The sequence below is a fragment of the Phocaeicola vulgatus ATCC 8482 genome (assembly GCF_000012825.1).
Lineage (GTDB): Bacteria > Bacteroidota > Bacteroidia > Bacteroidales > Bacteroidaceae > Phocaeicola > Phocaeicola vulgatus.
In genome coordinates, this window is sequence record NC_009614.1 from 2,565,098 (window position 1) to 2,589,269 (window position 24,172).

Genomic DNA, 24,172 nt, shown 5'->3' on the forward strand with positions numbered 1-24,172 from the left:
GTTTGATTATTGTTTTTTTACAAATATAGTTTCTCCTTTTCTCTCAAACTTGACATCGGATACGCGATGAATAATATCTAATGCAAAATCCAAAGGCTTGTTACGGAAAATGATTCCGGTAAACTTCATGGTTTCCAATTCCTTGGATGCTATTTGAATATCTACATTATAGCATCGTGACAGTCGGGCTGTCAGCAAAGGGAATGGCATTGCGTCAAATTCCATAGCACCATCTGTCCATGAAGTATAGAATTCTGTATCTACTTTGCTAACTTTTGATTGTGCAGAAGAGTAATGTTCACCTGGCAGCAGGTAGTATTCACCTGAAGGAGCAGTTACTTTTAGTTTACCTTCAATCAGAGTCACAGATAATTCTTCATCGGGATAAGCCGAGATATTGAAAGTTGTTCCTAATACATAAATAGCATGGTCGTGTGCTTTTATTATGAAAGGACGGGCTGCATCGTGGGTTACCTCAAACATAGCCTCTCCTTCTAAGGTGATTTCACGGGTATCTCCAAACTGAACCGGAAAATCGATATGGGAGTCCGCATTCATTTTTACTTTTGTACCATCAGCCAATACTATTGCATATTCCGAACCTTTTGGCACTATGATCTTATTTTGTAATAGTTCGGTATCCAGTTCTGTTTTATGGGGGTAATCACTTTCTTGAGGGAATATGATTTCTCCATTGTTAATATAACTTCCGTTGATTTCCCGTTGGTTTTCATAGAGGGGAATTACAGATTGGTTTGCTTGTACCCAGGTGGCTTTAGGAGTTTGGGTGTTCTGGGGAAGAGATGATTGCTCGCTTTGGGTAATGGCAGGCGTCAGATTCCGGTTATTAAAATATAAAATGGAAGCAATCCCTATGATAACAGCTATCGCAGCGGCAGATGAATAAATCGCAACCCGATAGCGGATAGAGTGGGGCTGCTTGCAACGTTTTTGAATAGCTTCCCATGAAGCTTCTTTATCAAACTGTTGTAATAAGTTAAGTTGGTTATTGACATGGCGGAGTGAAAGTAACTTCACAAAAATTTCTTTATGTGAAGCGTCTTCTTCAATCCATTGTTTTAATTCTTTAAATTCCTGTTCATTGAGTTGGTGGGACAGGTATTTTTGAATTAAGGTTTCTGTTTTACTCTTTTGCATAATTGTTGTACTGTTTAACACTAAGTATCACAAATACGCAAAACGGGTGACAAAAATCTGAAGAAAATTATAAATTAAATAAGATTAGGATTTCTATCATATTGAAACGACGCAACATTTTTAATGCGCGTGATAAATGAGTTTTTACTGTATTTACGGAAATATGGAGTTCTTCGGCTACTTCTTTGTACTTTTTGTCTTCCAGAACAATCTTGACTAAAACATTGTATTCCTGTTCCGGCAGTTTTTTTAATTCGGCCAGCAACTGGCTTCTTTTTTGCAACAGTTCTTCTTCATCATAAAAGTCATCGATGGGAGAATAAGATTCTTCCTCCAGCTCGTCTAAGGAGAAATAGCGTTCCCGTTGTACTTTGGTCAGTGAGGAAAAACGGACGGCATTGAACAACCAAGCATGTAGGTTGGAGGAAATGGCAGTATGCGAGTTCTTGTCCCAGAAACTGACAAATAGATTCTGCACGATATCTTCTGAAGTTTCCGTAGAGCCTGTGAACTGTACAGAGTAAAGGCATAAGGGAAGGTAATAAGTATCATAAAGCAGACGAAAGGCTTCTTCTTTGTTTTCAGTAAAGAGGGCTAATATCCTTTCGTCTACTTCATCATATTTATTGTATTTTCTTGCATTATTGTCCATAGATGCCTTTTATGGCACAAAATTAGGAATTTAACCGGCAAAATGTGCGATTTACATCAAATAAAAATGCAAAAAGTACAATGTATATAGAATATCTTCTTTATTTTTCAATTCTGAACCAGTCAGCGTCCGTCCATCCTCCGTCATTGGTTACAATAGCGGGGCGCGTACAGAAGATACCTACCTTGGCTCCTATCCATTTACCTTCTTTTACTTGGAAAGTTTCTCCTAATGGCTGGAATTTCTTGCCGTCCGTACTGTAACTGAGGTTACATTTCACTAACAGGTCGTGACCGCCTTCACTGGCTTTAATCTTGTCTCCTTTTGCGGAAAATTTAGCGCGAAGATAGATTGTGCCGTCTTTTAAGGGAACGGAAGCATTTACTTTTTCAGTACCCCCTCGATCGGCTTTCAGGCATTCCACTTGTGACAGGACGAGTCCGTTGTCTGTGTTTTCAACAACTAATCCGGCATAATCCATTCCCATTACAACCAGTCCCGTACGTTCACCTTTATATTTTTCTGTCGGCTTGAAAGTAAGCTTGGTGGTGGCAGTGAAATTGGGAGCCGGAGTCTTTTGTAGCATCAGATTAGAAACATCCCATAAACTCTTATAATCTTCGGGAACCGGGTAGGAGTATAGACGTACAAATCCTTCTCCTCCGTTGAAATAAGCCCATTTTTCATTGATGTTAGCCTGCCATTGCCATTGAGGAGACAATGTATAACCATCAAACTCGTCACTTTCCTGCGGAGTACAAATAGGATAGTTCTTACCTACATTAGGCTTTTTATAAGTCAGAACAGGTTCGCCACAGCCGTCTCCGTCTTTATCAATACCTATGACGGGCCAATCATCAACCCATTTCATAGGTTGCAGGTGAACCAGGCGTCCGTAAGCACCTACGTCCTGGAAGTGCATGAACCAGTCTTCTCCCGTAGGGGTGTCCACCCAGCCTCCCTGATGAGGTCCGTTGACGGGAGAGTTGCCTTGCGCTAATACTGTTTTCCATTCGTATGGACCGTATACGTTTTTTGAGCGAAGTACGACTTGCCATCCTGTAGGAACGCCGCCTGCCGGATGGAAGATGTAATAGTATCCATTACGTTTATAGAATTTGGGCCCTTCACAAGTCTGATGTGCTTCATGACCATCGAAAATGATACGGGATTGTGTGATAGCTTTACTTGCATCAGCACTTAGCTCACAAATTGTAATTACACTTTTCAGTCCGGCCCGGCTTCCTGCATAAGCGTGAACCAGATATACACGACCGTCATCATCCCATAATGGAGTCGTGTCGATGATGCCCTTTCCGGCTTTCACCAAAACTGGCTCGCTCCAGGGACCTTTCGGATCTTTGGCTTTCACCATGAATGCTCCTTGGTCCGGGTCACCCCAGAATATATAGAATTCACCGTTATGGTGGCGGATACTGGGTGCCCATACACGGTTGCCATGTTCAGGACGGACATCGGTAACAGGGGGCAGTGCGTAGGGTACAGCCGCACCTATGATAGTCCAGTTGACAAGGTCTTTGGAGTGTAATATTTGTAAACCGGGCAGACAGTTGAAACTGGATGAGGTCAAATAATAATCGTCTCCTACACGGCAAACGTCCGGATCGGAGTAATCCGCATACAGGACTGGATTTTTGTAGGTCCCATTGCCTTGGTCGGCCACCCAGGCTTGGGATACATAATTCTGTGCGGGAGCAGATAAAAAACAGCCTCCTAGCAGACAGAGAGTGATTAGTCGTTTCATGGTTTTAGATTTTTTATTTAATCGTAATTTTGCAAGGATGTTCCAATTCTTTTCTCCATTGGGGAAGATAATTGAACCAGTCTTTCATATCTTTAAATCCGAAACTTTCTTTTTTTGAGGTGAAAGTAACGTAATAGTGGAAATGCTGTTGCCCCGGTGCTTGTAAGGTATATAAGTAGTTTGATCCGTCTTGTACTTCTTTACCGATATATTTAGGAATGAAAGTTCCCATACCTGTTGTTTCCTTCACATAACCTATGGTGTCTGTGACAGGCCAGTCGGTTCCCCAGCTTCCAGTCAGTCCTTTATGGTCGCTCATGTGACCTCCTTCTTTCAGAATCTGTACACCTGCTGCAAAGACTTCCTGTTTAAGCGGACGGTCAAACAGGACATCTACCTTCATGTCCCGATGACCGCCATAGATGGTATATCGATTGATCATGTTCAAATCGTTTCCTTGATATTCCCAACCGATGACTTCTGCTTCGACGATGGCACGTACAGGACCGGAGGCTAGTACACGTTCCGTGCGGTTTACTACTGGTTTTATGTGGGTCGCCTCAGTACCATTCCAACCTTTTAATGCACCTACACCACCACTATTGTAAACACGTAGCGCATCATCTCCGTAGCCGTTGGCACGTTGCGCTTTGGTAGGGTAGAAACAAGTCTCTTTTATTTCCAGTCTTTTATTTACTTTGCTATATGGATCTACCGTCTGTTTTTCGTTGAAATAGATACGATAGGCAACTAATTCACTCTCTATAGCCGGTCCGTGATGGTAAACAAAACTATATACATTCTCGGTTCCTGCCGCTGAAAATCCCGTAATATTGGCGAATTTGTTGTTATGTCCGTAAGCTTTCATTTGGGCATAAGTACGTGCCGGATAGTTTTTTTCACTTTTTTCTGAAGAGAGAATTATACGGAAACTTTTGTTGCTTTTGGCTGGCATATCGATGAGGAAAGCCAGTTCGTCAGCACGTGCGTCACCGTTCAGATCGTCCAGTTGGGACGGAATTTCTTTATTACCTTCCCATACAGTGGCGGATTTGATGTTGAAACCTGCTTTCAGGTTATTTAAATCTATCACTATCGGTTCGTCGGTCTTATTTTGAGTCCATTCATTGCTGACTTCTACGGTCAGTGTCTTTTCGCCTTTTTGTGCAAAAGAGTTGGTAAAGCATCCTGCTAATAATGTGAGGACAATAATTGAGCGCTTTTTCATAATGATGTATAGTTTATTATTTTAAGCACGGATCATACGGATTACACAGTGTTAGTATGAAAACCGTGTTTATCCGTGCAATCCGTGCTTTACTATTTTTATAAATTAAGTGGAGAAATGCACTAATGGGTGTAAGAATTAGAAGTTGAGTTCTTCTCCTTGTGCCCCGATTTCAGCATGATTCTTTCCGTCTATCGTTACATTGGAAACATTTTGCATCTTCAAGTTCTTTCCACTTTTTAATAACTCTATTTTGATATTTTTCATATTAACTTCGTCGGCTTCGCTTAATACTACACCTTCTTTAGCATTAGATACGATGATATTCTCCATATTGATATTCTTGATTCTCATCTCAGGCAAGCCATTGAAGAACACAGCCCTGCCTGCTCCGTTACAGGTTACATCTTTGATAAAGATATTACGGAATATCGGAGTTTCTTCTGTTACAGGAGGGATGGTAGTTTCTGCTTTCTTTTCATCCTGATTAGGATCTTCACCACGACCTTTTCCACCATAGTATAAATTGAATATTAATGCTTCGTTCGGAATATTAATCATGTTGATATTGCTGATGTAGATATTCTCTACCAATCCGCCACGCCCACGATTACTTTTAAAGCGTAAGCCAACATCTGTACCCATGAAAGTACAATTGTCTACATATATGTTGTTTACACCTCCTGACATCTCACTACCTACAACAAAACCTCCATGTCCATGTAATACGGTGTTGTTCATAACGATAACATTTTGACAAGGTTCACCGCGTTTGCGCCCTTGTTCGTCCTTTCCTGACTTTATACAGATACCATCATCTCCTGCATCAAATGAGTTGTTTATAATCAATGCTTTATTACATGATTCCAAATCAAGAGCATCTCCGTTTTGTGAGTACCAAGGATTAGAAACAGTAACTTTATTAATTGTAATATTTTCACATGATAGCGGATGTAAGCACCAACTGGGTGAATTTTTGAATGTCGCTCCTTCCAGCAATACCTTATTACATTTGATGAAACTTAGCAATACAGGACGTAACCAGTCGCGCATGTAGTCCCAGTCAGAATCGGTAAGTTCTCCACGAGGTACGTTGAAGTTGTCTTTTGACAGGATAGCACCTTTCAATGCACCTTCACTAGGATACCAGATTCTTCCGTCGGCATCTACCACACCACCGGAGGCGACCAATTTTTTCCATTGGCCTTCAGTCAGTTTATCTTTCTTGGTCGGACGCCATGTGTCTCCATTACCATCAAATACTCCGTGGCCTGTAATCGCTATATTTTCAGCATTACGTGCTGAAATAGGAGACTGGCAACGACGGGTTTCCAAACCTTCAAAAGAAGTGTTTATAATGGGATATAGTGAATGGTCTGCACTGAATAATACTAACGCATTCTTTTCTGTATATAGATTCACATTGCTCAATAGTTCGATGGGACCGGTTAGCCACAAGCCTTCAGGAATAATGACTTTGCCACCTCCTTTGGCATTAACCTGTTGGATTGCATCATTAATAGCCTTTGTGTTTAAAGTAATACCGTCTGGCTTGGCACCGAAATCTATGATGTTTACCGAATAGTCTGGGAAAGTAGGTTGTTCAACTTTATCCATCTTGAAAGGGAGGCTTGTATAGATGGCGGGATCTATAATATCTTCTACAATAGTCGTAGACGGACAATTATTACATCCGGTCAAAAAAGGAATTAAACATGTGGCAGGAAGTAATAGAATCTTCTTTATTAAAGTAGTCATTGGTATTATATATGTTTAAGATTAATAATTATCTAGTTGATTGTTGCTTTAAGAAGTCTTATCACTCTCCCGTAAAAGACCCTCACGGGCTATTTACGGGAGCAGCAATAATGTTTCATGTTAACCTAATTCTAACCTTAAATAAATATTATGAAAAAACCTCTTAATTCAATGGCAAATATAGCTGAAAGAATTGTCCTTTATGTGCACTATTTGATAGAATAAGTGGATTTTTTGTTAAATTCTCATTTAGCTGAAACCTTAAATGGTAAAAATTAGTTTTATAATTGCATTATTTCTTCATTTGTGTGCAAAAAAAGCTATGATTAATTTATTTGTTTGTATCTTTGCAAACTAATTTAACAATAAAGAAGGTATGAGTTACAATTTGTTGAAAGGAAAAAGAGGTATTATTTTTGGTGCATTGAACGAACAGTCTATCGCATGGAAAGTTGCTGAAAAGGCTGTAGAAGAAGGTGCGTCCATTACATTGTCCAATACTCCGGTAGCTGTCCGTATGGGAGAAGTTTCTGCTTTAGCTGAGAAACTGAATTGTGAGGTAATTCCGGCAGATGCAACCAGCGTAGAAGATTTGGAGAATGTTTTCAAACGTTCGATGGAAATATTAGGTGGAAAAATAGATTTCGTTCTGCATTCTATCGGTATGTCTCCTAACGTTCGTAAGAAACGTACTTATGATGACCTCGATTATGATATGTTGAGCAAGACTCTGGATATATCTGCCGTTTCGTTCCACAAAATGATTCAAGCTGCTAAAAAGCTGGATGCTATTGCGGAGTATGGTTCAATTTTGGCTTTGAGTTATGTTGCTGCACAACGTACATTCTATGGATATAATGATATGGCGGATGCAAAAGCATTGCTTGAATCTATCGCACGCAGTTTTGGTTACATTTATGGTCGTGAACATCATGTGCGTGTGAATACCATATCTCAGTCACCGACCATGACTACTGCCGGTTCAGGTGTGAAAGGTATGGATAAGCTGTTTGACTTTGCTAACCGTATGTCACCATTAGGCAATGCTTCGGCAGACGAATGTGCAGATTACTGCATTGTAATGTTCTCTGACCTGACTCGTAAAGTGACTATGCAGAATTTATATCATGATGGAGGTTTCTCCAGTGTAGGTATGAGTTTGCGTGCTATGGCAACTTATGAAAAAGGTCTGGATGAATATAAAGACGAAAACGGAAACATCATTTACGGATAAGAAATAGATGATGCGCAAAATTATATTCATATTAGTAGTATGTCTTGTTGCTCTTTCCTCCTGTCAGTGGGATGGGAAGAGTGGCAATACTGCTGATGTGGATGTAAGAGTTGCCCGTTATGATCGTTTGCAGTATGAGTATGTCACGATGAATAGTTTCTCGGCACTGCAAAAAATGAATACGGACTATCCTCAGGTTACCAAGCTGTTGATAGAAGATGTATTGGCGATAGGTGAGGTGGATGACATGAAGATTAACGACCGGATGTTGGAATATTATTCGGATTCTACTTTATTGACTTTGATGCACGATGCCGAAGAGAAATTTAAGGATCTTGGTTGGGTTGAGGAAAAACTGACCAAAGGTTTTAAACGTTTGAAAAAAGAGGTTCCTACATTGTTCGTTCCTCATTTTTATGCTCAAATAGCTGCTCTGAATCAGTCTGTTGTAGTTGGGGATAGTATTTTGGGTTTTAGTATTGATAAGTATATGGGAGCAGATTATCCTTTATATAAACGCTTCTATTATGACTATCAATGTCGCAGTATGGAGCCTGATCGTATTGTTCCGGATTGTTTTACCTTTTATTTGCTGAGTCAGTATCCTTTGCCATGGCAGCCTGGTCGTACTTTATTAGATATGATTATGCATCGTGGAAAGATAAATTGGATAGTGGCTCATATTTTAGGGTATGAATCTTTTGAGAAAGAGATGGGATATAGTGAGGATGAGGCTGAGTGGTGCAGGAAGAATAAAACAAGTCTGTGGAAGACAATGGTTGAAAATGGTCATTTATATGCTACCGATCCCCTTGTTGTACGTACTTATATACGCAAGGATCCCTTTATTTCTATTATGGGTGAGAAAACTCCTGCAAGTATTGGAGTATGGATGGGGATTTTGCTGATTGATGAATATATGAAAAAGCATCCTGATATGACAATAAAGGATTTGTTGGCTAAGACGGATTATCATCAGATGTTGGCTGAAACAGATTTCAAACCTTGATATTTTGATTGATTAGTAGTATGATGGAAGTTGCTTTGTATCTATTGCCTGTCACATTAGGCGAAACTCCTGTGGAAAATGTGTTGCCTGTGTATAATAAAGAGGTCATTCTCGGCATCAAACATTTTATTGTAGAAGATGTACGCTCGGCACGTCGCTTTTTGAAAAAGGTAGATCGCGGGATTGACATAGATGCATTGACTTTTTATCCATTGAACAAACATACTTCTCCTGAAGATATTTCCGGTTATCTGAAACCTTTGTTGGCCGGACAGTCCATGGGAGTTATTTCTGAAGCCGGTTGTCCGGCTGTTGCTGATCCTGGAGCGGACGTGGTTGCTATTGCTCAGCGTAAGAATCTTAAAGTGGTGCCTTTGGTAGGACCTTCCTCTATTATTATGTCTGTTATGGGATCGGGTTTTAATGGACAGAGTTTTGCTTTTCATGGTTATTTGCCTATTGAGCCTGGTGAGCGTGCGAAACGTATTAAGGTATTGGAGCAGCGTGTTTATGCAGAAGATCAGACGCAGCTTTTTATTGAAACTCCTTATCGTAATAATAAGATGGCGGAAGATATTCTTAAGAATTGCCGTCCGCAAACCAAACTTTGTATTGCTGCCAATATTACGTGTGAAGGAGAATATATAAAGACTAAGACAATAAAGGAGTGGCAGGGGAAATTGCCGGATTTATCGAAGATTCCCTGTATTTTCTTGATTTATAAGTAATGCGATAACAGATATTCATTTAAATTCCTCCCACATCTGTGTCACTATGTTCAGATGATCTATTTCTTCTTTTAGAAAAGAACTATATTGGGCAGAATTCATTTCTATTTCTTCGGGAGTTACAAATTTTCCTCCGGTAAAATGTATCTGTTCTTCATCGTTTAAAGGAAGAATATATAGCATGATGGTTTTTTTAACTCCATTGGTTTCTTTTACCAAATGTTTCAAACTGAAGCGTGGTTCCGGTTGTCCGGTAATATGGTTGCTATATTTATTTTCTACTTCTTTGGCATATTTATCCGTATCTGTCTTGCAGGCATAAATGTAGTCTTCCATAGGTATGTCCAACTTGCCGGGTTCTTCACCTTGATAACTGCGGGGAGCAACATAGATCTTTCCATTGCAAATAGGGGCGATACGTAAAAAAGGCATTTTTTTATAGGTTAAACTGATTGTTTTCACAAAAGCATGATTGACAATAATGCAAATGACATATATCAAAGGAGGGATGATGTGGGTCATAGCGTAAAGGGTATTATAAGATAGTGGACTGAAAAATAAATAAATTATGCAGGAAGCAAACAGGTGAATGCCGGATAAAACAGCTATAACCTGTGTGGCCCAACAGTTCAGAATAGATATCTTATAATGAAAGTAGGAGAATAGTTTTGTATAAAAATTGGGGACCATGAGATAGAGTAGTGAAAAACAGAGTATCAGTATTTCTAGCGTAATGGGAACTGTTCGGTCCGGAATAAGCATATCTCCGCTTATGCCTTTTATGATGGATGCAATGATTAATGCCAAAGTTCCATGTAGTAATACTAGATTTGGCTGATAAACAGGAGGTTTGACAAGTCTGTATAGGATATAAATAATGCTAGCCAAACTACAGACATACAAAACAACTGCATCTTGAAAGAAAATGCAGAAAATCATGCATACAATGGCTGGTATTAACCCTGTGGACATGATTAAATTCTTGTATTCCAGTAACGATTTCATTCTCTCTATCTCTATTTATATCTTTATAACAAAAAAGATATAAAGTTGGTTTACTCGTTACCCTTTAAATTTTATATGTTTTTCTGCATGATAGGAGGAACGTACCAAAGGTGCGCTTTCCACTTCTCGGAATCCTTTCTTTAATCCAATTGTTCTATACTGTTTAAATTGATCGGGAGTAATATATTCCGCTACCGGATAATGGCGGTGGGTAGGTTGTAGATATTGGCCAATAGTAAGTATCTTGCAGCCTTGTGCCAATAAATCGTCCATGACTTCTTCTACTTCTTCCGGGCGTTCTCCCAAACCTACCATAATACCGGATTTAGCTGTAATACCATTATTGGCTATTTGTTTGATGACCTTTAAACTGGTTGCATAGTTGGCTGCGCTTCGTACCAGGGGACTGATGCGGCGTACGGTTTCCATATTGTGTGAGATGATGTCTGGTTTGGCGTCAATGACTAGCTGAATCAGTTCGCTCTTTCCTTGAAAATCAGGGATTAAAACTTCGGTTGTGGTTTCCGGATTCAAGCGCTTGATTTCTGAAATCGTTTTAGCCCAATGGGCAGCACCCAAATCATCTAGATCATCACGGTCTACAGAGGTAATAACGGCATGAGATAATTTCATGAGTTGAATGGACTCTGCTACATGGGTGGGTTCTTCAGGGTCTAACGGAAGAGGCCGTCCGGTCTGTGTGTTGCAAAATTTGCAGGAACGGGTACAAATTTCGCCACCTATCATAAAAGTGGCAGTACCTTTTCCCCAGCATTCTCCCATATTGGGACATCGTCCGCTACTGCAAATGGTATGTAGTTTGTGGGAATCTACAATATGTTTGGTTTCGGTATATCGAGCATTTGCCCCTATGTTTATCTTAAGCCAGTCTGGTTTTTTAACGTGATTCATGATGATATTAGATTTATAATTCACCACAGATTATACCAATGCAAATTGTTTTCATTCGGTTTTTATGTAAAATTGTATAATCTGTGGTGAATGGTTTTTTATTTTAAATTATCAATAAAGAAATTGGCTACGCGAGTCAGTAAATGTTTAGTTGTGTTGCCTCCACTGATTCCATGGTTGCGGTTGGTATAGATTTGCATGTCAAATTGCTTGTCGGCCTGTACCAATGCTTCACTGTATTCTGCGTTGTTACGTAAGTGTACATTATCATCTGCTGTGCCGTGGATCAGCAACAATTCACCGTTCAGTTTGTTGGCACGGTTAATAGCAGATGCAGCATTGTAACCTTCCATGTTTTCTTTGGGGGTACGCATGAAGCGCTCTGTATATACCGAATCGTAGAAACGCCAGTCTGTAGGAGCTGCAACAGCTACTCCAGCTTTGAATATCGGTGTTCCTTCACTCATGGACATTAATGTATTGTAACCTCCATAGCTCCATCCCCATATACCGATACGGTTACCATCTACATAGGGTAGTGTACTTAAGTATTTGGCGGCTTCTACTTGATCTTTCGATTCTTTTACTCCTAAACTCAAGTAGGTGCATTTTTCAAAATCAGACCCTCGGCCACCGGTTCCGCGTCCGTCTACACAAGCCATGATGAAGCCTTGACCGGCCATATAAGCTTCGAACATGCCGCCATCTCTACGGGCTCCAATTCCCCATTTGTCTGCAACTTCTTGTGAACCCGGTCCACTATATTGGTGCATGATAACAGGATATTTTTTGTTCGGATTGAAATTTGCGGGTTTCATTATCCAACCATTCAATTCCACACCGTCATTGGTCTTGAAACTAAATAGTTCTTTATTTGGCATATTCAGACGTGAAACTTGGTGTTTCAATGTGTTATTATCTACTAAGGTTGCCAATTCTTTACCATTATTGTCATTAAGGGTAATGACAGGAGGGGTGTTGATATTAGAGAAAGTATTGATGTAATACTTCATATTGTTACTGAAAATAGCTTTATGAGTTCCTTCCTGTTTGGATAGTTTGGTCTTTTTACCTTTGCCGTCCACTTTGTAGATAGCGGTGCGTAGCGGACTACCTTCATTGCTTTCAAAATAGAATGTGTTGGTAGCTTCATCCCATCCCAGGAAATCTTTCACTTCGAAGTTCCCTTTTGTGATTTGCTTAACCAGGTTTCCTCCGCTAGTGTAAAGATAGAGATGGTTATAACCGTCTTTTTCACTCATCACCACAAAGTTTTTTGGATAGAAAACGATGTTGGAGTAGGCTTCTTCTTTAATGTATTGGGGAGCTTCATCACGTACCATCAGTTTACACAATGTACTTCGTGGATTGGCAAAATAGAGGTCGAAACGGTTTTGATGACGGTTCAAAGTCGTGATTGCCAACGCATTTTCATCATCCGTAAACTTGATGCGAGGGATATAACCGTCTGCATCTAGAGGCAAGTCCATCTTGCGGGTTACCTTACTTTTTATATCAAAAGTATGAACGGTTACTTTGGAATTGTCAATTCCTGGCATAGGGTATTTGTATTCATATTCTCCCGGATAAGTGCTGAATTTCTCTAATGCGGGAACCATACCTTTGTATAGTGGAAAAGAATACATAGGTACTTGACTCTCATCAAAACGGATATAGGCAAGCATCTGGCTGTCTGCACTGAAGTCGAAAGCACGGTTGAAGCCGAATTCCTCTTCATATACCCAGTCGGGAATACCATTTAGCACTTCGTTGAATTTGCCGTCTTTGGTTACTTGTGATTCACTGTTGCCAAACAATAATTTTACCAGATAGATATTATTATCACGTACAAAAGCTATCTGATTGCCATCCGGCGAGAATAAAGGAACCTGTTGTGGACCGTTTTCTGAGAGCGGTTCCATTTTATTGTTTTTTACGTTGAAAATATAGTAATTGGCGGTAAACGAACGACGATAAATAGGTTTGGTTTCAGTCTGTATTAGAATCAGTTTTTCATCGGGTGACATGATATAGTCATCAAATGACTTGATGCTACAGTCACGGGCCGTATTTACATCGAAGATGGTACCTGTTTCTTTGCCGGTCTTGAAAGAATACTGTATGATTTTTTTGCCATCGGCACTCATTTGGGTATAATGTTCTCCATCCAACATCGGTTTGATACCTCTGATTCCTTCGGCATGATACGTTCTGTTTGCTACGTCTTGCAAGCTTACTTGTTGAGCTCCGACTGTCAGCAAGCAGAAGAATAAAATAATAAATATACTTAATTTTCTCATAATAGATAAATTCTTTAAATGATAATCAAAGACAAAGGTAAAACTTTTGTTTGAAAATACGTATCTTTGTCCCGCAAAATAAGTTCATGAACAGAGAGATGCTTTATAACGACTTATCCGGCTTTTTAGCTATGCACTTTCCTTGTAAAGTGCAGAAGATTTCTATTAATGCCGGATTTACTTGTCCTAACCGTGACGGCTCGGTAGGATACGGAGGTTGCACTTATTGTAATAATCAAACATTTAATCCGGCCTATTGCCATACGGGAAAGTCTGTTGCTCAGCAGTTGGAAGAAGGAAAGCGGTTCTTTGTACGCAAATATCCGGAAATGAAATATCTGGCCTATTTTCAGGCTTATACCAATACGTATGGGGAACTGGAAGAGTTGAAAAGAAAATACGAAGAGGCGCTGATGGTAGAGGATGTGGTAGGACTGGTGATAGGAACTCGTCCGGACTGTATGCCGATATCATTATTGGATTATTTGGAAGATCTTGGTAAACGCACTTTTGTATTAGTGGAGTATGGCATTGAAAGTACGGATGATGAAACGTTGCGCCGGATAAACCGGGGACATACTTTCGCCGTTTCTGCGGAGGCTGTTCGGAAGACTGCAGAGAGAGGGATTTTAGTAGGAGGGCATATAATTCTTGGTTTGCCCGGAGAAGAAAGAGAAATGTTAATCAGACAGGCAGGAGTACTTTCACAATTACCTCTGACTACTTTAAAGCTGCATCAGTTACAACTTATTAAAGGTACGCGCATGGCGAGTGAATATGTGAAAGAGCCTGAAGCTTTCCATCTTTATACAGCTGATGAATATGTTGATTTGGTTATTGATTATATAGAACATCTTCGTCCGGACATCGTACTGGAGCGTTTTGTTTCCCAATCACCTAAAGAATTGTTGATAGCTCCTGATTGGGGATTGAAAAATTATGAATTTACGGATAAGGTGAAAAAACGGATGAGAGAAAAAGATGCCTGGCAAGGCAAATACTATAAATATTAAAAGAAGAAAACAGATATGGAAATCAAAGGAAAAGTACATTATGTGGGAGTGAATGACCGTAACAAGGCTTTGTTTGAGAACTTGTGGCCGTTACCTTACGGTGTGTCTTATAACTCTTATTTGATTGACGACGAGATGGTCGCTTTGGTGGATACAGTAGACGTATGCTATTTTGAGGTTTATTTGAAGAAAATTCGTAGCATTATCGGTGATAAACCTATCAATTATTTGATTATAAATCATATGGAACCAGACCATTCCGGTTCTATCAGTTTGATCAAGCAATATTATCCTAACATTGTGATTGTCGGTAACAAGAAGACTTTCGAAATGATTGAAGGGTATTATGGTGTAGGCGGTGAGCGTTATGTAGTGGGTGAAGGAGATTTTCTAGCTTTGGGACATCATAGACTGCGCTTTTCATTGATTCCGATGGTTCACTGGCCCGAAACGATGGTTACTTTTGATGAAACGGAAGGTATTTTGTTTTCCGGTGACGCTTTCGGTTGTTTTGGTGCATTGAATGGTGGTGTGGTTGATACAAATATTAATACAGATATTTATTGGAATGAAATGGTGCGCTATTATTCTAATATTGTAGGCAAATATGGTGCGCCGGTGCAGAAGGCCTTACAGAAATTGCAAAACTTGAAAATAACGACTGTTTGTTCTACTCATGGTCCGGTATGGACAGAGGAAATTCCTCGTGTGGTACGTATTTATGACCGTTTGAGTCGTTATGAGGCCGAAGAAGGGGTTGTAATAGCTTATGGCTCGATGTATGGTAATACAGAGGAGGTGGCAGAAGCTATTGCAGAAGAACTGAGCAAGCAGGGAATTCGTAATATCGTGATGCATAATGTTTCTCATACCAGTCATTCTTTTATTATTGCGGATGTATTCAAATATAAAGGACTGATTGTGGGATGCCCCACTTATAATACTCAGATGTATCCGGAAATGGAAGCTCTGCTGAGCAAGCTGGCTTCTCGCGAGATAAAGGGACGTTATCTGGGATATTTTGGCTCATTTACATGGGCTAGCGCTGCTGTGAAGAAAATTGCAGAGTTTAATGATAAGTTGAAATTTGAGCCTGTCGGAAATCCTGTAGAAATGAAACATAGCATGAAGGCCGAAACTAACACTCAGGCAAAGGAGTTGGCTAAGGCTATGGCTGATCGTTTGAAAGCGGATAGAAAATAAATCTTGTGATAGCATACAAATGACGCAAATGACACATGATTGATAAGATCAAGCTTGTGACAATTGCGTCATTCGTGTTCTAAAGATTTCTGACGTTAGGCTTGATGTACAGTAAGCTGTGGGAATGGGAAGTTAATTCCTTCTTTATTAAAAATAGTATAGACAGTCTGATTCATACTGAAAAATACGTTCCAGTAATCCGAACTATTCACCCATACGCGGATTTTTATATTTACACTGCTGGCGGCAAGTTCTCCTAATTCAATAAAAGGGGCAGGACTGGTGAGAATACGTTTATCATTGGCAATGATTTCGCGCAATACTTTTTCTACTTTATTATAGTCTTCTCCGTAGTCCACGCCAAAATTCCATTCTATACGGCGGGTGTCCAGTTTGCTGTAATTTGTAATGACCCCACTACTCATGGCTCCATTAGGTACATATATCATCTTGTTGTCTGCAGTGATAAGAATAGTATGAAAAATCTGTATTTCTTTTACTGTTCCCGAGGCACCGGTAGAAGCTTCGATAAAGTCCCCCACTTTATAAGGCCTGAACAATAAGATAATCAGTCCACCGGCAAAATTTTGTAAGTTACCAGACAGTGCCATACCGATGGCAACACCGGCAGAAGCGAGAAGTGCGGCGAATCCTGTCAGCTCGATACCTAATTTCCCTATCACAGCAAGAATCAGCATGATGAGCAGTAAGATATTCACCATACTCTTTAGGAATGACTGGATACTCGGGTCCACTTTTCTTTTTTCCAAAATACGTGCAAAAAGTCTATTCAGCCAATTTACGAGGAACTTTCCGATTATAAAAATAATAAGTGCTCCTAATACTCTTTCTCCTAATTGAATGCCGGAGTCGATAAGTTTCTCTAATGCATTGGTTAATTGAATACTTGTTTCAGATGCTAATAACATGATAAATTTACTTTAATTTGACATTTCTAATATATAAAACAATTCAGATTAAAAATCGTTCAGAATACCTTTACCTTGACGTACAATTTCTGCTTCTCCGTTTGTACAGTTCACAATGGTAGAAGGTTCTATGCTTCCGATACCTCCATCAATAATTAGTTCTACCTCTTTGCCGAATTTTTCTTCTATCAGTTCTGGAGTGGTAATATATTCTATGTCTTCGCCGTCTTTCAGAGGCAACGTGGTGGTCATGATTGGTGCTTTTAGTATATGGCATATTTCCCTGATGATGTTGTTGTCTGGTACGCGTATACCTACTTCTTTACGGTTCTTGAATATTTTGGGCAGACGGTTTCCCGTATTCAGGATAAAAGTGAACGGTCCGGGAAGATTGCGTTTCATTAGCTTGAATGTGCTGTTGTCTACTTTGGCATATTCGCTGATATTGCTTAAGTCGTAACAGATAATGGATAAATTGTTTTTACGTGGATCAATGTTTTTCAGTTTGCAGATACGTTCTATTGCACGTTCTTTCAGACCATGACATCCTATGGCATACATCGTATCGGTAGGGTAAATAATTAACCCTCCCTCTTCCAATATCCGGATTACTTCTTCCAGATCTTTGGGATTATTATTCTTATTATAAAGTCTTAAAAGCATGTTATTTTAATTTTTAGATTTTTTTTCACGCAAGCGTTCCGCAATAGCCCATTGTAGGGCGGCTTCCTCTTCTTTTCCGATTCTCATCAATGCGTCTCCGAAATATTCATGGGCCTTCGGATGTTCCGGCTTTAAAGAAACAGCCCGGTCAAAATCTCCCAAAGCTCCTTCTATATTATCTAATGCCAGTCTGTTTTTTCCTCGATTGTAAATAGCTTTGAATAAAGCGGGACTAAGGCGTACCGCTTCATTCAGACAAACTTCGGCTTCGTAGTATTCCTTGTCATTATGTAATGTGATACCTTTACGTATCCAAGCGTCCGTATAAGAAGGATTCAATTCAATCGCTTTGTCATAATTGGCAATAGCAGCACGTGAATCATGTGCCTGGATGATACATTCATTTCCCATTAAATAATATTCGCGGGCATATTTTTCAAGATTTTTGCGTTGTACATGGAATTGGTCTTTTAGCCGTTTGTTTTCGACTTTCAAATTGTTGATGATTCCCAGCTTCTTACGTATAAATCTTTTGATCAAAGGCTTTTCGATATCATAACGTGAATGGATGGCAAGAAAGAATTGTTCTAGAAATCTTTCAAAATCACCTTTGTCGAAGTGTTGTACCGCTTCTACATATTGTACATCAGCTTGTGCCTGCTTCAATGCTTTTTCAATGGACTGGCGGTTATTGAATCGTTGCGAGAACTTTACTATTTCCGGGCGGACAAAGATATCTCCACGTGTAATTTGCTTTTTTAGTTGGATGCCGTCTAGTGAAGTACAGCGGCTCAATGCTACGTAGGCTTGTCCACCGGCAAACACCCCTCCTGTAAAATCAATAACGACCCTGCTGAAAGTCAATCCTTGGCTTTTGTGTATCGTGATGGCCCATGCCAAACGGATAGGATATTGTATAAATACTCCTAATTCTTCTTCTTCTATTTTTTTTTCTAGTTCATTATATTTATATCGTATATTGCGCCAACTGTCTTTTTTAACGTCAAATTCCTGTCCGTCTTCTGTGATAACATATAATGTATCCCCTTCGTCTATACCTGAAATGGTGCCAATCGTACCGTTCACCCAACGGTGGTCGTAATCGTTTTTTATAAAAATAATTTGTGCTCCTGGTTTTACTTCCAGTTCCATTTGGGTGGGAAGGCTGCTTTCTGGAAATTCTCCGTGTATCTCACCGGTCAGAATCGTTGATTCTCCAGGTAGTTCAGATAATTTCTTTTCATTGATAAAGTCTACGGTGTCTCTCCGGGTAGCAAGTGTGATATACATATCACTTTCATTTTCTTCTATGTGAGTGTTGTAACGGGTGTTCAGTAGTTGCAAGTCGGCTGCTCCGGCAGTATTGGTCCGGATATGATCCAATACGTTAACAAAAATTTTGTCCGACTGGCGGTATACTTTTGTCAGTTCTATGGATACCAGCTCCATTTCCTGAAAGACCCGTGCCGAAAAGAAATAAGGGGTGGGATAGAAGCGGTTGATTATCTCACGTTCGTCATTTTTAATGACTGGTTCAAGTTGAAAAACATCTCCTACCAGCAATATTTGCTTGCCTCCGAATGGTTCACGCATATTTTGTGAATATACCCGCAATATTTTGTCTATAAAGTCAATAATGTCTGCCCGAACCATGGAAATTTCATCGATGATCACTAATTCTACTTCTTTTATCAGTTTTCGATGAGCGGAAGTATATTTTAGAAAGCTATGTAACTTTCCATCTTTCAAACTGAATTTAGGATCATCCGGTAAAAGTGGATAGAATGGTAATTTGAAAAAACTATGCAGTGTGCTTCCGCCGGCATTGATAGCTGCAATACCTGTGGGAGCCAGTACTATATGTTTCTTTTTGGTTACTTCGCAAACATATTTTAGAAAAGTAGATTTACCTGTACCCGCCTTTCCAGTGAGGAATACTGACTGACGTGTATATTGGATAAGGTTCAAGGCATCTTGAAACTCTTTATTATGGGTGTCTACTTGCATTTTGTCCATACGTTTGAAAATGAATGGACAAAGATAGTGGAAATCCCGTAAAAGGGCATAAAAAAGACGGTTAAATAACCGTCCTTTTTTATAGTCCTACAGGGGGTTGCCCTGTATTGGTTCTAATTTACTTTGTTTCGTTCAACATAACGTAACCCCAAATCATAGGATCAGCGTTAGCAATTTTGTGAAAAATGTTTTTTACCTTTTTCATAATGTTATCCTTTCTTTTTTTAATTAATACCTAAAAACACTCATAAATAGCAGGCGCACCTCCCGGTTGGCCTTCTTTAAACAATCTTTCTTTTTACCTTAGTAGCTACTAAAAAAATATCTTTTTATGTTTTACAACACAAAGATAAGGAGTTTGTTCGTTATAATATATGTTTTACAGCATATTTTTAATCGATATCTCAATTTTATTGATTTAGGTCAAAAAAAGTAGGAGTTTCTTATTGCATTTTGGTGAATATTTTGTTTGCTTCTGTCGTATAACATATAAATCAGTTTGTTTATCTCAAGAAGTATTGTTTGATTTGTGATATCATAATAATATCAAAAATAAATCATTATGGAAACAAAAGAAATGTCTTACAATGAGCTGGTAATTAATGGGTTTATGGCTTTGTTTTTTAACTTGGTTATGTTGCCTGCACTAGTATTCCTGAACTTTTTGATTTTTGGGCAACTACCTTGGTTATCTATTCCTGTTTTGTTTATGCTGGTATTGTTGTTTGTGCTGATGCTTCCGGGATATTTTTCTCAAGAACCTAATGAGGCACGTGTGATGGTGTTTTTCGGTGAATATAAAGGCACTTTTAAAAACACAGGCTTCTTTTGGGTAAACCCTTTCATGAACAAGAAGAAGTTGTCTCTTCGCGCCCGTAATCTGGATGTGGAGCCGATAAAGGTGAATGATAAGATTGGCAATCCTATTCTGATAGGGCTGGTTTTGGTCTGGAAATTGAAAGATACTTATAAGGCGATGTTTGAGATTGACGCGCAGACGATGGCGGACAGTAAAGGGACAGGGACGGCAAGTGTCAGCGTGGCAGGGCGTATGAATGCCTTTGAGGATTTTGTACGTGTGCAGAGTGATGCGGCCCTCCGCCAGGTGGCCGGACAGTATGCTTACGATGACAATGAGCATGATACGAATGAGCTGACCTTGCGTGGCGGAGGTGAGGAGATTAATGACCAGCTGGAACGTCAGCTTAATGAGCGTCTGGCTATGGCAGGTATGGAAATAGTAGAGGCCAGAATCAATTATTTGGCTTATGCTCCGGAGATTGCAGCGGTGATGCTTCGTCGTCAGCAGGCAAGTGCTATTATTACCGCGCGCGAAAAAATAGTGGAGGGGGCTGTTTCTATGGTTAAAATGGCTTTGGATAAATTAGCCGAGGATGGAATTGTAGAACTGGATGAAGAAAAAAAAGCCGCTATGGTCAGTAATTTGTTGGTGGTACTTTGTGCGGACGAGCCGGCACAGCCGGTAATTAATTCCGGAACGTTGAATCATTAGTGTAGGAGATGGCAAAGAAAGAAACGATAAAAAGCTTTGTGCTCAGAGTGGACGCGGAAATCATGGAAGCTATCGAGAAATGGGCGGCGGATGAATTCCGTTCCACGAATGGACAGCTTCAATGGATTATAGCGGAAGCTTTGCGCAAGAGTGGCAGAATGAAGAAAAAGAAGACAATAATCAAAAAGGAAGAAACAGAATGATACAGTTTATCTAATGGAAACAAAGTGTTTCCTACTGTTTGTAAAAGTAGAAAAATGATTAATAATCAAATAGTTATGGACTTTTATCTTGGCTGGCGGTAGGTAAATCGAGTATTATGGAGCATATTTTTCTGCGAATTCCGTTACTTACCCGTTGTTTTGCAAATGCGGATAGTCAGAAAATGGTAAATGATTTTTCTTTCAATGTATTGCGTTACTTTTCATAACTTCAAAAGGCTCGATGTTCATTAATTTTGTAGCTAAAAGAAGCGAGTAATAACAATAGAAGTTGTCAACAAAATCTCGGTAGACATCTGTGAAATTATTCTCTTCCAAAAGATAAGGACACTTTTAAAAAAGATCAAGAGCTTTTCAAAAAAGAACAAGAGCTTTTTTGAAAAGATAACGGGCTTTTTTAAAAGTGTCTTGGCCTTTTTACCACTACCGGGGATACTATTATATTTCGTGGAGATATGCACACTGTTTGCGAGCAAAAAAACGAGAACACCCTATTTTACATCAAGTTGGAATAGTCTAAAAAAGAAGTTTATATAACTGAAAGTAAGCATGTTATACAGAAATCAGCTTCAAAACGTAGTGAGGGCATAGGGTATAAGTGAGGGCAATAATTTTTACTATAACTACATAAGTTGCTTATAATGAGTTTGTTGTGTACGAAGTGAGGTCATGAGGGCATAAATGCTCCCAACTTTTTTTGAATGATGCGTCAAGAAGACTTTCGGAAATTGTTCGAAGAAGAAAATGATACTTTAAGAGCGCCCCCCTTCCTATGATTTTGCAGGTGAGCCGATGTTTACCCAATATTCATTTTAGTCTGTCGCGCGCGATAATATAATATGGTGTATACTTTTTGATATTGTAAAATGGATTATCGAAATAAACATTACGTATAATCTGTAAATCAGATGTTTATAAATATAATCACAAAAAAAATAGAAAAAACAGTAGATATATTTGGATAAAGAAATGAAATCAACTACTTTTGCATCCGCTTAGCAAGAGAGGTAAGTTTAAAACTGACAAGATGATTTGAAGAACATAGATGAAACAAAAAAGTTTTAAAAAAGTTCGATGTTTTTTTGGTAGTTTGAAATAAACGCTTTATCTTTGCAAAACATTTCCGAGAAAAAACGGAAATAGACGTGAATGAGTTCTTTGAAAGATTTAAGATAAACAAACAAGTAGTACAAGCCGGTGCACTATATGTAATATATATATATGGTGTACGGAAAAAACAAGAACCGTCAATATTGATATTGATAGATTTGGAATCCTTGAGCAGATTATCAACTGAATAGTTGGAAAAAGATATTATTACAATGAAGAGTTTGATCCTGGCTCAGGATGAACGCTAGCTACAGGCTTAACACATGCAAGTCGAGGGGCAGCATGGTCTTAGCTTGCTAAGGCCGATGGCGACCGGCGCACGGGTGAGTAACACGTATCCAACCTGCCGTCTACTCTTGGACAGCCTTCTGAAAGGAAGATTAATACAAGATGGCATCATGAGTCCGCATGTTCACATGATTAAAGGTATTCCGGTAGACGATGGGGATGCGTTCCATTAGATAGTAGGCGGGGTAACGGCCCACCTAGTCTTCGATGGATAGGGGTTCTGAGAGGAAGGTCCCCCACATTGGAACTGAGACACGGTCCAAACTCCTACGGGAGGCAGCAGTGAGGAATATTGGTCAATGGGCGAGAGCCTGAACCAGCCAAGTAGCGTGAAGGATGACTGCCCTATGGGTTGTAAACTTCTTTTATAAAGGAATAAAGTCGGGTATGGATACCCGTTTGCATGTACTTTATGAATAAGGATCGGCTAACTCCGTGCCAGCAGCCGCGGTAATACGGAGGATCCGAGCGTTATCCGGATTTATTGGGTTTAAAGGGAGCGTAGATGGATATTTAAGTCAGTTGTGAAAGTTTGCGGCTCAACCGTAAAATTGCAGTTGATACTGGATATCTTGAGTGCAGTTGAGGCAGGCGGAATTCGTGGTGTAGCGGTGAAATGCTTAGATATCACGAAGAACTCCGATTGCGAAGGCAGCCTGCTAAGCTGCAACTGACATTGAGGCTCGAAAGTGTGGGTATCAAACAGGATTAGATACCCTGGTAGTCCACACGGTAAACGATGAATACTCGCTGTTTGCGATATACTGCAAGCGGCCAAGCGAAAGCGTTAAGTATTCCACCTGGGGAGTACGCCGGCAACGGTGAAACTCAAAGGAATTGACGGGGGCCCGCACAAGCGGAGGAACATGTGGTTTAATTCGATGATACGCGAGGAACCTTACCCGGGCTTAAATTGCAGATGAATTACGGTGAAAGCCGTAAGCCGCAAGGCATCTGTGAAGGTGCTGCATGGTTGTCGTCAGCTCGTGCCGTGAGGTGTCGGCTTAAGTGCCATAACGAGCGCAACCCTTGTTGTCAGTTACTAACAGGTTTTGCTGAGGACTCTGACAAGACTGCCATCGTAAGATGTGAGGAAGGTGGGGATGACGTCAAATCAGCACGGCCCTTACGTCCGGGGCTACACACGTGTTACAATGGGGGGTACAGAGGGCCGCTACCACGCGAGTGGATGCCAATCCCCAAAACCTCTCTCAGTTCGGACTGGAGTCTGCAACCCGACTCCACGAAGCTGGATTCGCTAGTAATCGCGCATCAGCCACGGCGCGGTGAATACGTTCCCGGGCCTTGTACACACCGCCCGTCAAGCCATGGGAGCCGGGGGTACCTGAAGTGCGTAACCGCGAGGAGCGCCCTAGGGTAAAACTGGTGACTGGGGCTAAGTCGTAACAAGGTAGCCGTACCGGAAGGTGCGGCTGGAACACCTCCTTTCTGGAGAGGACGAAAGAT

18 protein-coding genes and 1 rRNA gene are annotated in these 24,172 nt (G+C 40.1%); 8 read left to right on the forward strand and 11 right to left on the reverse strand.

All coding sequences use genetic code 11. The features are described from left to right. Positions 1 to 6 precede the first annotated feature (6 nt). The 5 genes from BVU_RS10040 to BVU_RS10060 form a co-directional block, all read right to left on the reverse strand. Entirely contained in the window at positions 7 to 1,158 is a 1,152-nt protein-coding gene (locus BVU_RS10040) for a FecR family protein (RefSeq protein WP_005845898.1), read from the reverse strand. A gap of 67 nt (positions 1,159 to 1,225) precedes the next feature. Further along, positions 1,226 to 1,810 (reverse strand): RNA polymerase sigma factor, encoded by a 585-nt coding sequence (locus BVU_RS10045; RefSeq protein ID WP_005845899.1) that lies wholly within the window; start codon positions 1,808 to 1,810, stop codon positions 1,226 to 1,228. A 100-nt stretch (positions 1,811 to 1,910) separates the two neighbouring features. Then, positions 1,911 to 3,575 (reverse strand): glycoside hydrolase family 43 protein, encoded by a 1,665-nt coding sequence (locus BVU_RS10050; protein ID WP_005845900.1) that lies wholly within the window; start codon positions 3,573 to 3,575, stop codon positions 1,911 to 1,913. A 13-nt stretch (positions 3,576 to 3,588) separates the two neighbouring features. Next, positions 3,589 to 4,803 (reverse strand): DUF4861 domain-containing protein, encoded by a 1,215-nt coding sequence (locus tag BVU_RS10055; RefSeq protein WP_005845901.1) that lies wholly within the window; start codon positions 4,801 to 4,803, stop codon positions 3,589 to 3,591. Between the two features lie 138 nt (positions 4,804 to 4,941). After that, positions 4,942 to 6,561 (reverse strand): glycoside hydrolase family 28 protein, encoded by a 1,620-nt coding sequence (locus BVU_RS10060; protein WP_005848933.1) that lies wholly within the window; start codon positions 6,559 to 6,561, stop codon positions 4,942 to 4,944. 376 nt (positions 6,562 to 6,937) lie between these two features. Here BVU_RS10060 and BVU_RS10065 point away from each other — a divergent pair, with 376 nt between their 5' ends. From BVU_RS10065 to BVU_RS10075, 3 genes are read left to right on the forward strand one after another with little or no spacing between them, the layout of a single operon-like run. Further along, the gene (locus BVU_RS10065; protein WP_005845903.1) at positions 6,938 to 7,795 is read left to right on the forward strand and encodes an enoyl-ACP reductase FabI; all 858 of its coding nucleotides are present in this window, start codon (positions 6,938 to 6,940) and stop codon (positions 7,793 to 7,795) included. A 7-nt stretch (positions 7,796 to 7,802) separates the two neighbouring features. Further along, positions 7,803 to 8,804: a hypothetical protein gene (locus tag BVU_RS10070; RefSeq protein ID WP_005848930.1), complete on the forward strand. Its 1,002-nt coding sequence runs from the start codon at positions 7,803 to 7,805 to the stop codon at positions 8,802 to 8,804. A 23-nt stretch (positions 8,805 to 8,827) separates the two neighbouring features. Beyond that, positions 8,828 to 9,532 carry an SAM-dependent methyltransferase gene (locus BVU_RS10075; protein WP_032934791.1) on the forward strand — a complete coding sequence of 235 codons (705 nt, stop codon included), beginning with the start codon at positions 8,828 to 8,830 and terminating at the stop codon, positions 9,530 to 9,532. A gap of 15 nt (positions 9,533 to 9,547) precedes the next feature. Here the strand turns inward: BVU_RS10075 and BVU_RS23020 are convergent, their stop codons facing one another. From BVU_RS23020 to BVU_RS10090, 3 genes are all read right to left on the reverse strand, one after another. Further along, positions 9,548 to 10,537, reverse strand: coding sequence for a hypothetical protein (locus BVU_RS23020; protein ID WP_008667743.1), 990 nt, complete (start codon positions 10,535 to 10,537; stop codon positions 9,548 to 9,550). 57 nt (positions 10,538 to 10,594) lie between these two features. Further along, a complete protein-coding gene (gene lipA, locus BVU_RS10085) occupies positions 10,595 to 11,449 on the reverse strand; it encodes a lipoyl synthase (RefSeq protein WP_005848926.1) in 855 nt (284 codons plus the stop codon). A gap of 98 nt (positions 11,450 to 11,547) precedes the next feature. Next, positions 11,548 to 13,749 (reverse strand): S9 family peptidase, encoded by a 2,202-nt coding sequence (locus tag BVU_RS10090; RefSeq protein WP_011965402.1) that lies wholly within the window; start codon positions 13,747 to 13,749, stop codon positions 11,548 to 11,550. A gap of 86 nt (positions 13,750 to 13,835) precedes the next feature. Between BVU_RS10090 and BVU_RS10095 the strand changes: the two genes are divergently transcribed. Together BVU_RS10095 and BVU_RS10100 are read left to right on the forward strand one after the other, a co-directional pair. Continuing rightward, the gene (locus tag BVU_RS10095; protein ID WP_008667739.1) at positions 13,836 to 14,762 is read left to right on the forward strand and encodes a TIGR01212 family radical SAM protein; all 927 of its coding nucleotides are present in this window, start codon (positions 13,836 to 13,838) and stop codon (positions 14,760 to 14,762) included. Between the two features lie 15 nt (positions 14,763 to 14,777). Continuing rightward, positions 14,778 to 15,965: an FprA family A-type flavoprotein gene (locus BVU_RS10100; RefSeq protein ID WP_005845911.1), complete on the forward strand. Its 1,188-nt coding sequence runs from the start codon at positions 14,778 to 14,780 to the stop codon at positions 15,963 to 15,965. A gap of 95 nt (positions 15,966 to 16,060) precedes the next feature. Here BVU_RS10100 and BVU_RS10105 read toward each other — a convergent pair whose 3' ends face one another. The 3 genes from BVU_RS10105 to BVU_RS10115 are packed head-to-tail and all read right to left on the reverse strand — an operon-like array spanning position 16,061 to position 19,564. Next, positions 16,061 to 16,894: a mechanosensitive ion channel family protein gene (locus tag BVU_RS10105; RefSeq protein ID WP_011965404.1), complete on the reverse strand. Its 834-nt coding sequence runs from the start codon at positions 16,892 to 16,894 to the stop codon at positions 16,061 to 16,063. Between the two features lie 48 nt (positions 16,895 to 16,942). Beyond that, complete coding sequence (locus BVU_RS10110) at positions 16,943 to 17,557, reverse strand: L-threonylcarbamoyladenylate synthase (protein WP_005848917.1); 615 nt, start codon at positions 17,555 to 17,557, stop codon at positions 16,943 to 16,945. A 6-nt stretch (positions 17,558 to 17,563) separates the two neighbouring features. After that, the gene (locus BVU_RS10115; protein ID WP_032946303.1) at positions 17,564 to 19,564 is read right to left on the reverse strand and encodes an AAA family ATPase; all 2,001 of its coding nucleotides are present in this window, start codon (positions 19,562 to 19,564) and stop codon (positions 17,564 to 17,566) included. A gap of 571 nt (positions 19,565 to 20,135) precedes the next feature. Here BVU_RS10115 and BVU_RS10120 point away from each other — a divergent pair. From BVU_RS10120 to BVU_RS10135, 3 genes are all read left to right on the forward strand, one after another. Beyond that, positions 20,136 to 21,086 carry an SPFH domain-containing protein gene (locus BVU_RS10120; RefSeq protein WP_005845921.1) on the forward strand — a complete coding sequence of 317 codons (951 nt, stop codon included), beginning with the start codon at positions 20,136 to 20,138 and terminating at the stop codon, positions 21,084 to 21,086. A gap of 8 nt (positions 21,087 to 21,094) precedes the next feature. Next, positions 21,095 to 21,289 carry an Arc family DNA-binding protein gene (locus tag BVU_RS10125; RefSeq protein ID WP_011965406.1) on the forward strand — a complete coding sequence of 65 codons (195 nt, stop codon included), beginning with the start codon at positions 21,095 to 21,097 and terminating at the stop codon, positions 21,287 to 21,289. A 1,337-nt stretch (positions 21,290 to 22,626) separates the two neighbouring features. Beyond that, positions 22,627 to 24,154, forward strand: a 16S ribosomal RNA gene (locus BVU_RS10135). Positions 24,155 to 24,172 lie beyond the last annotated feature (18 nt).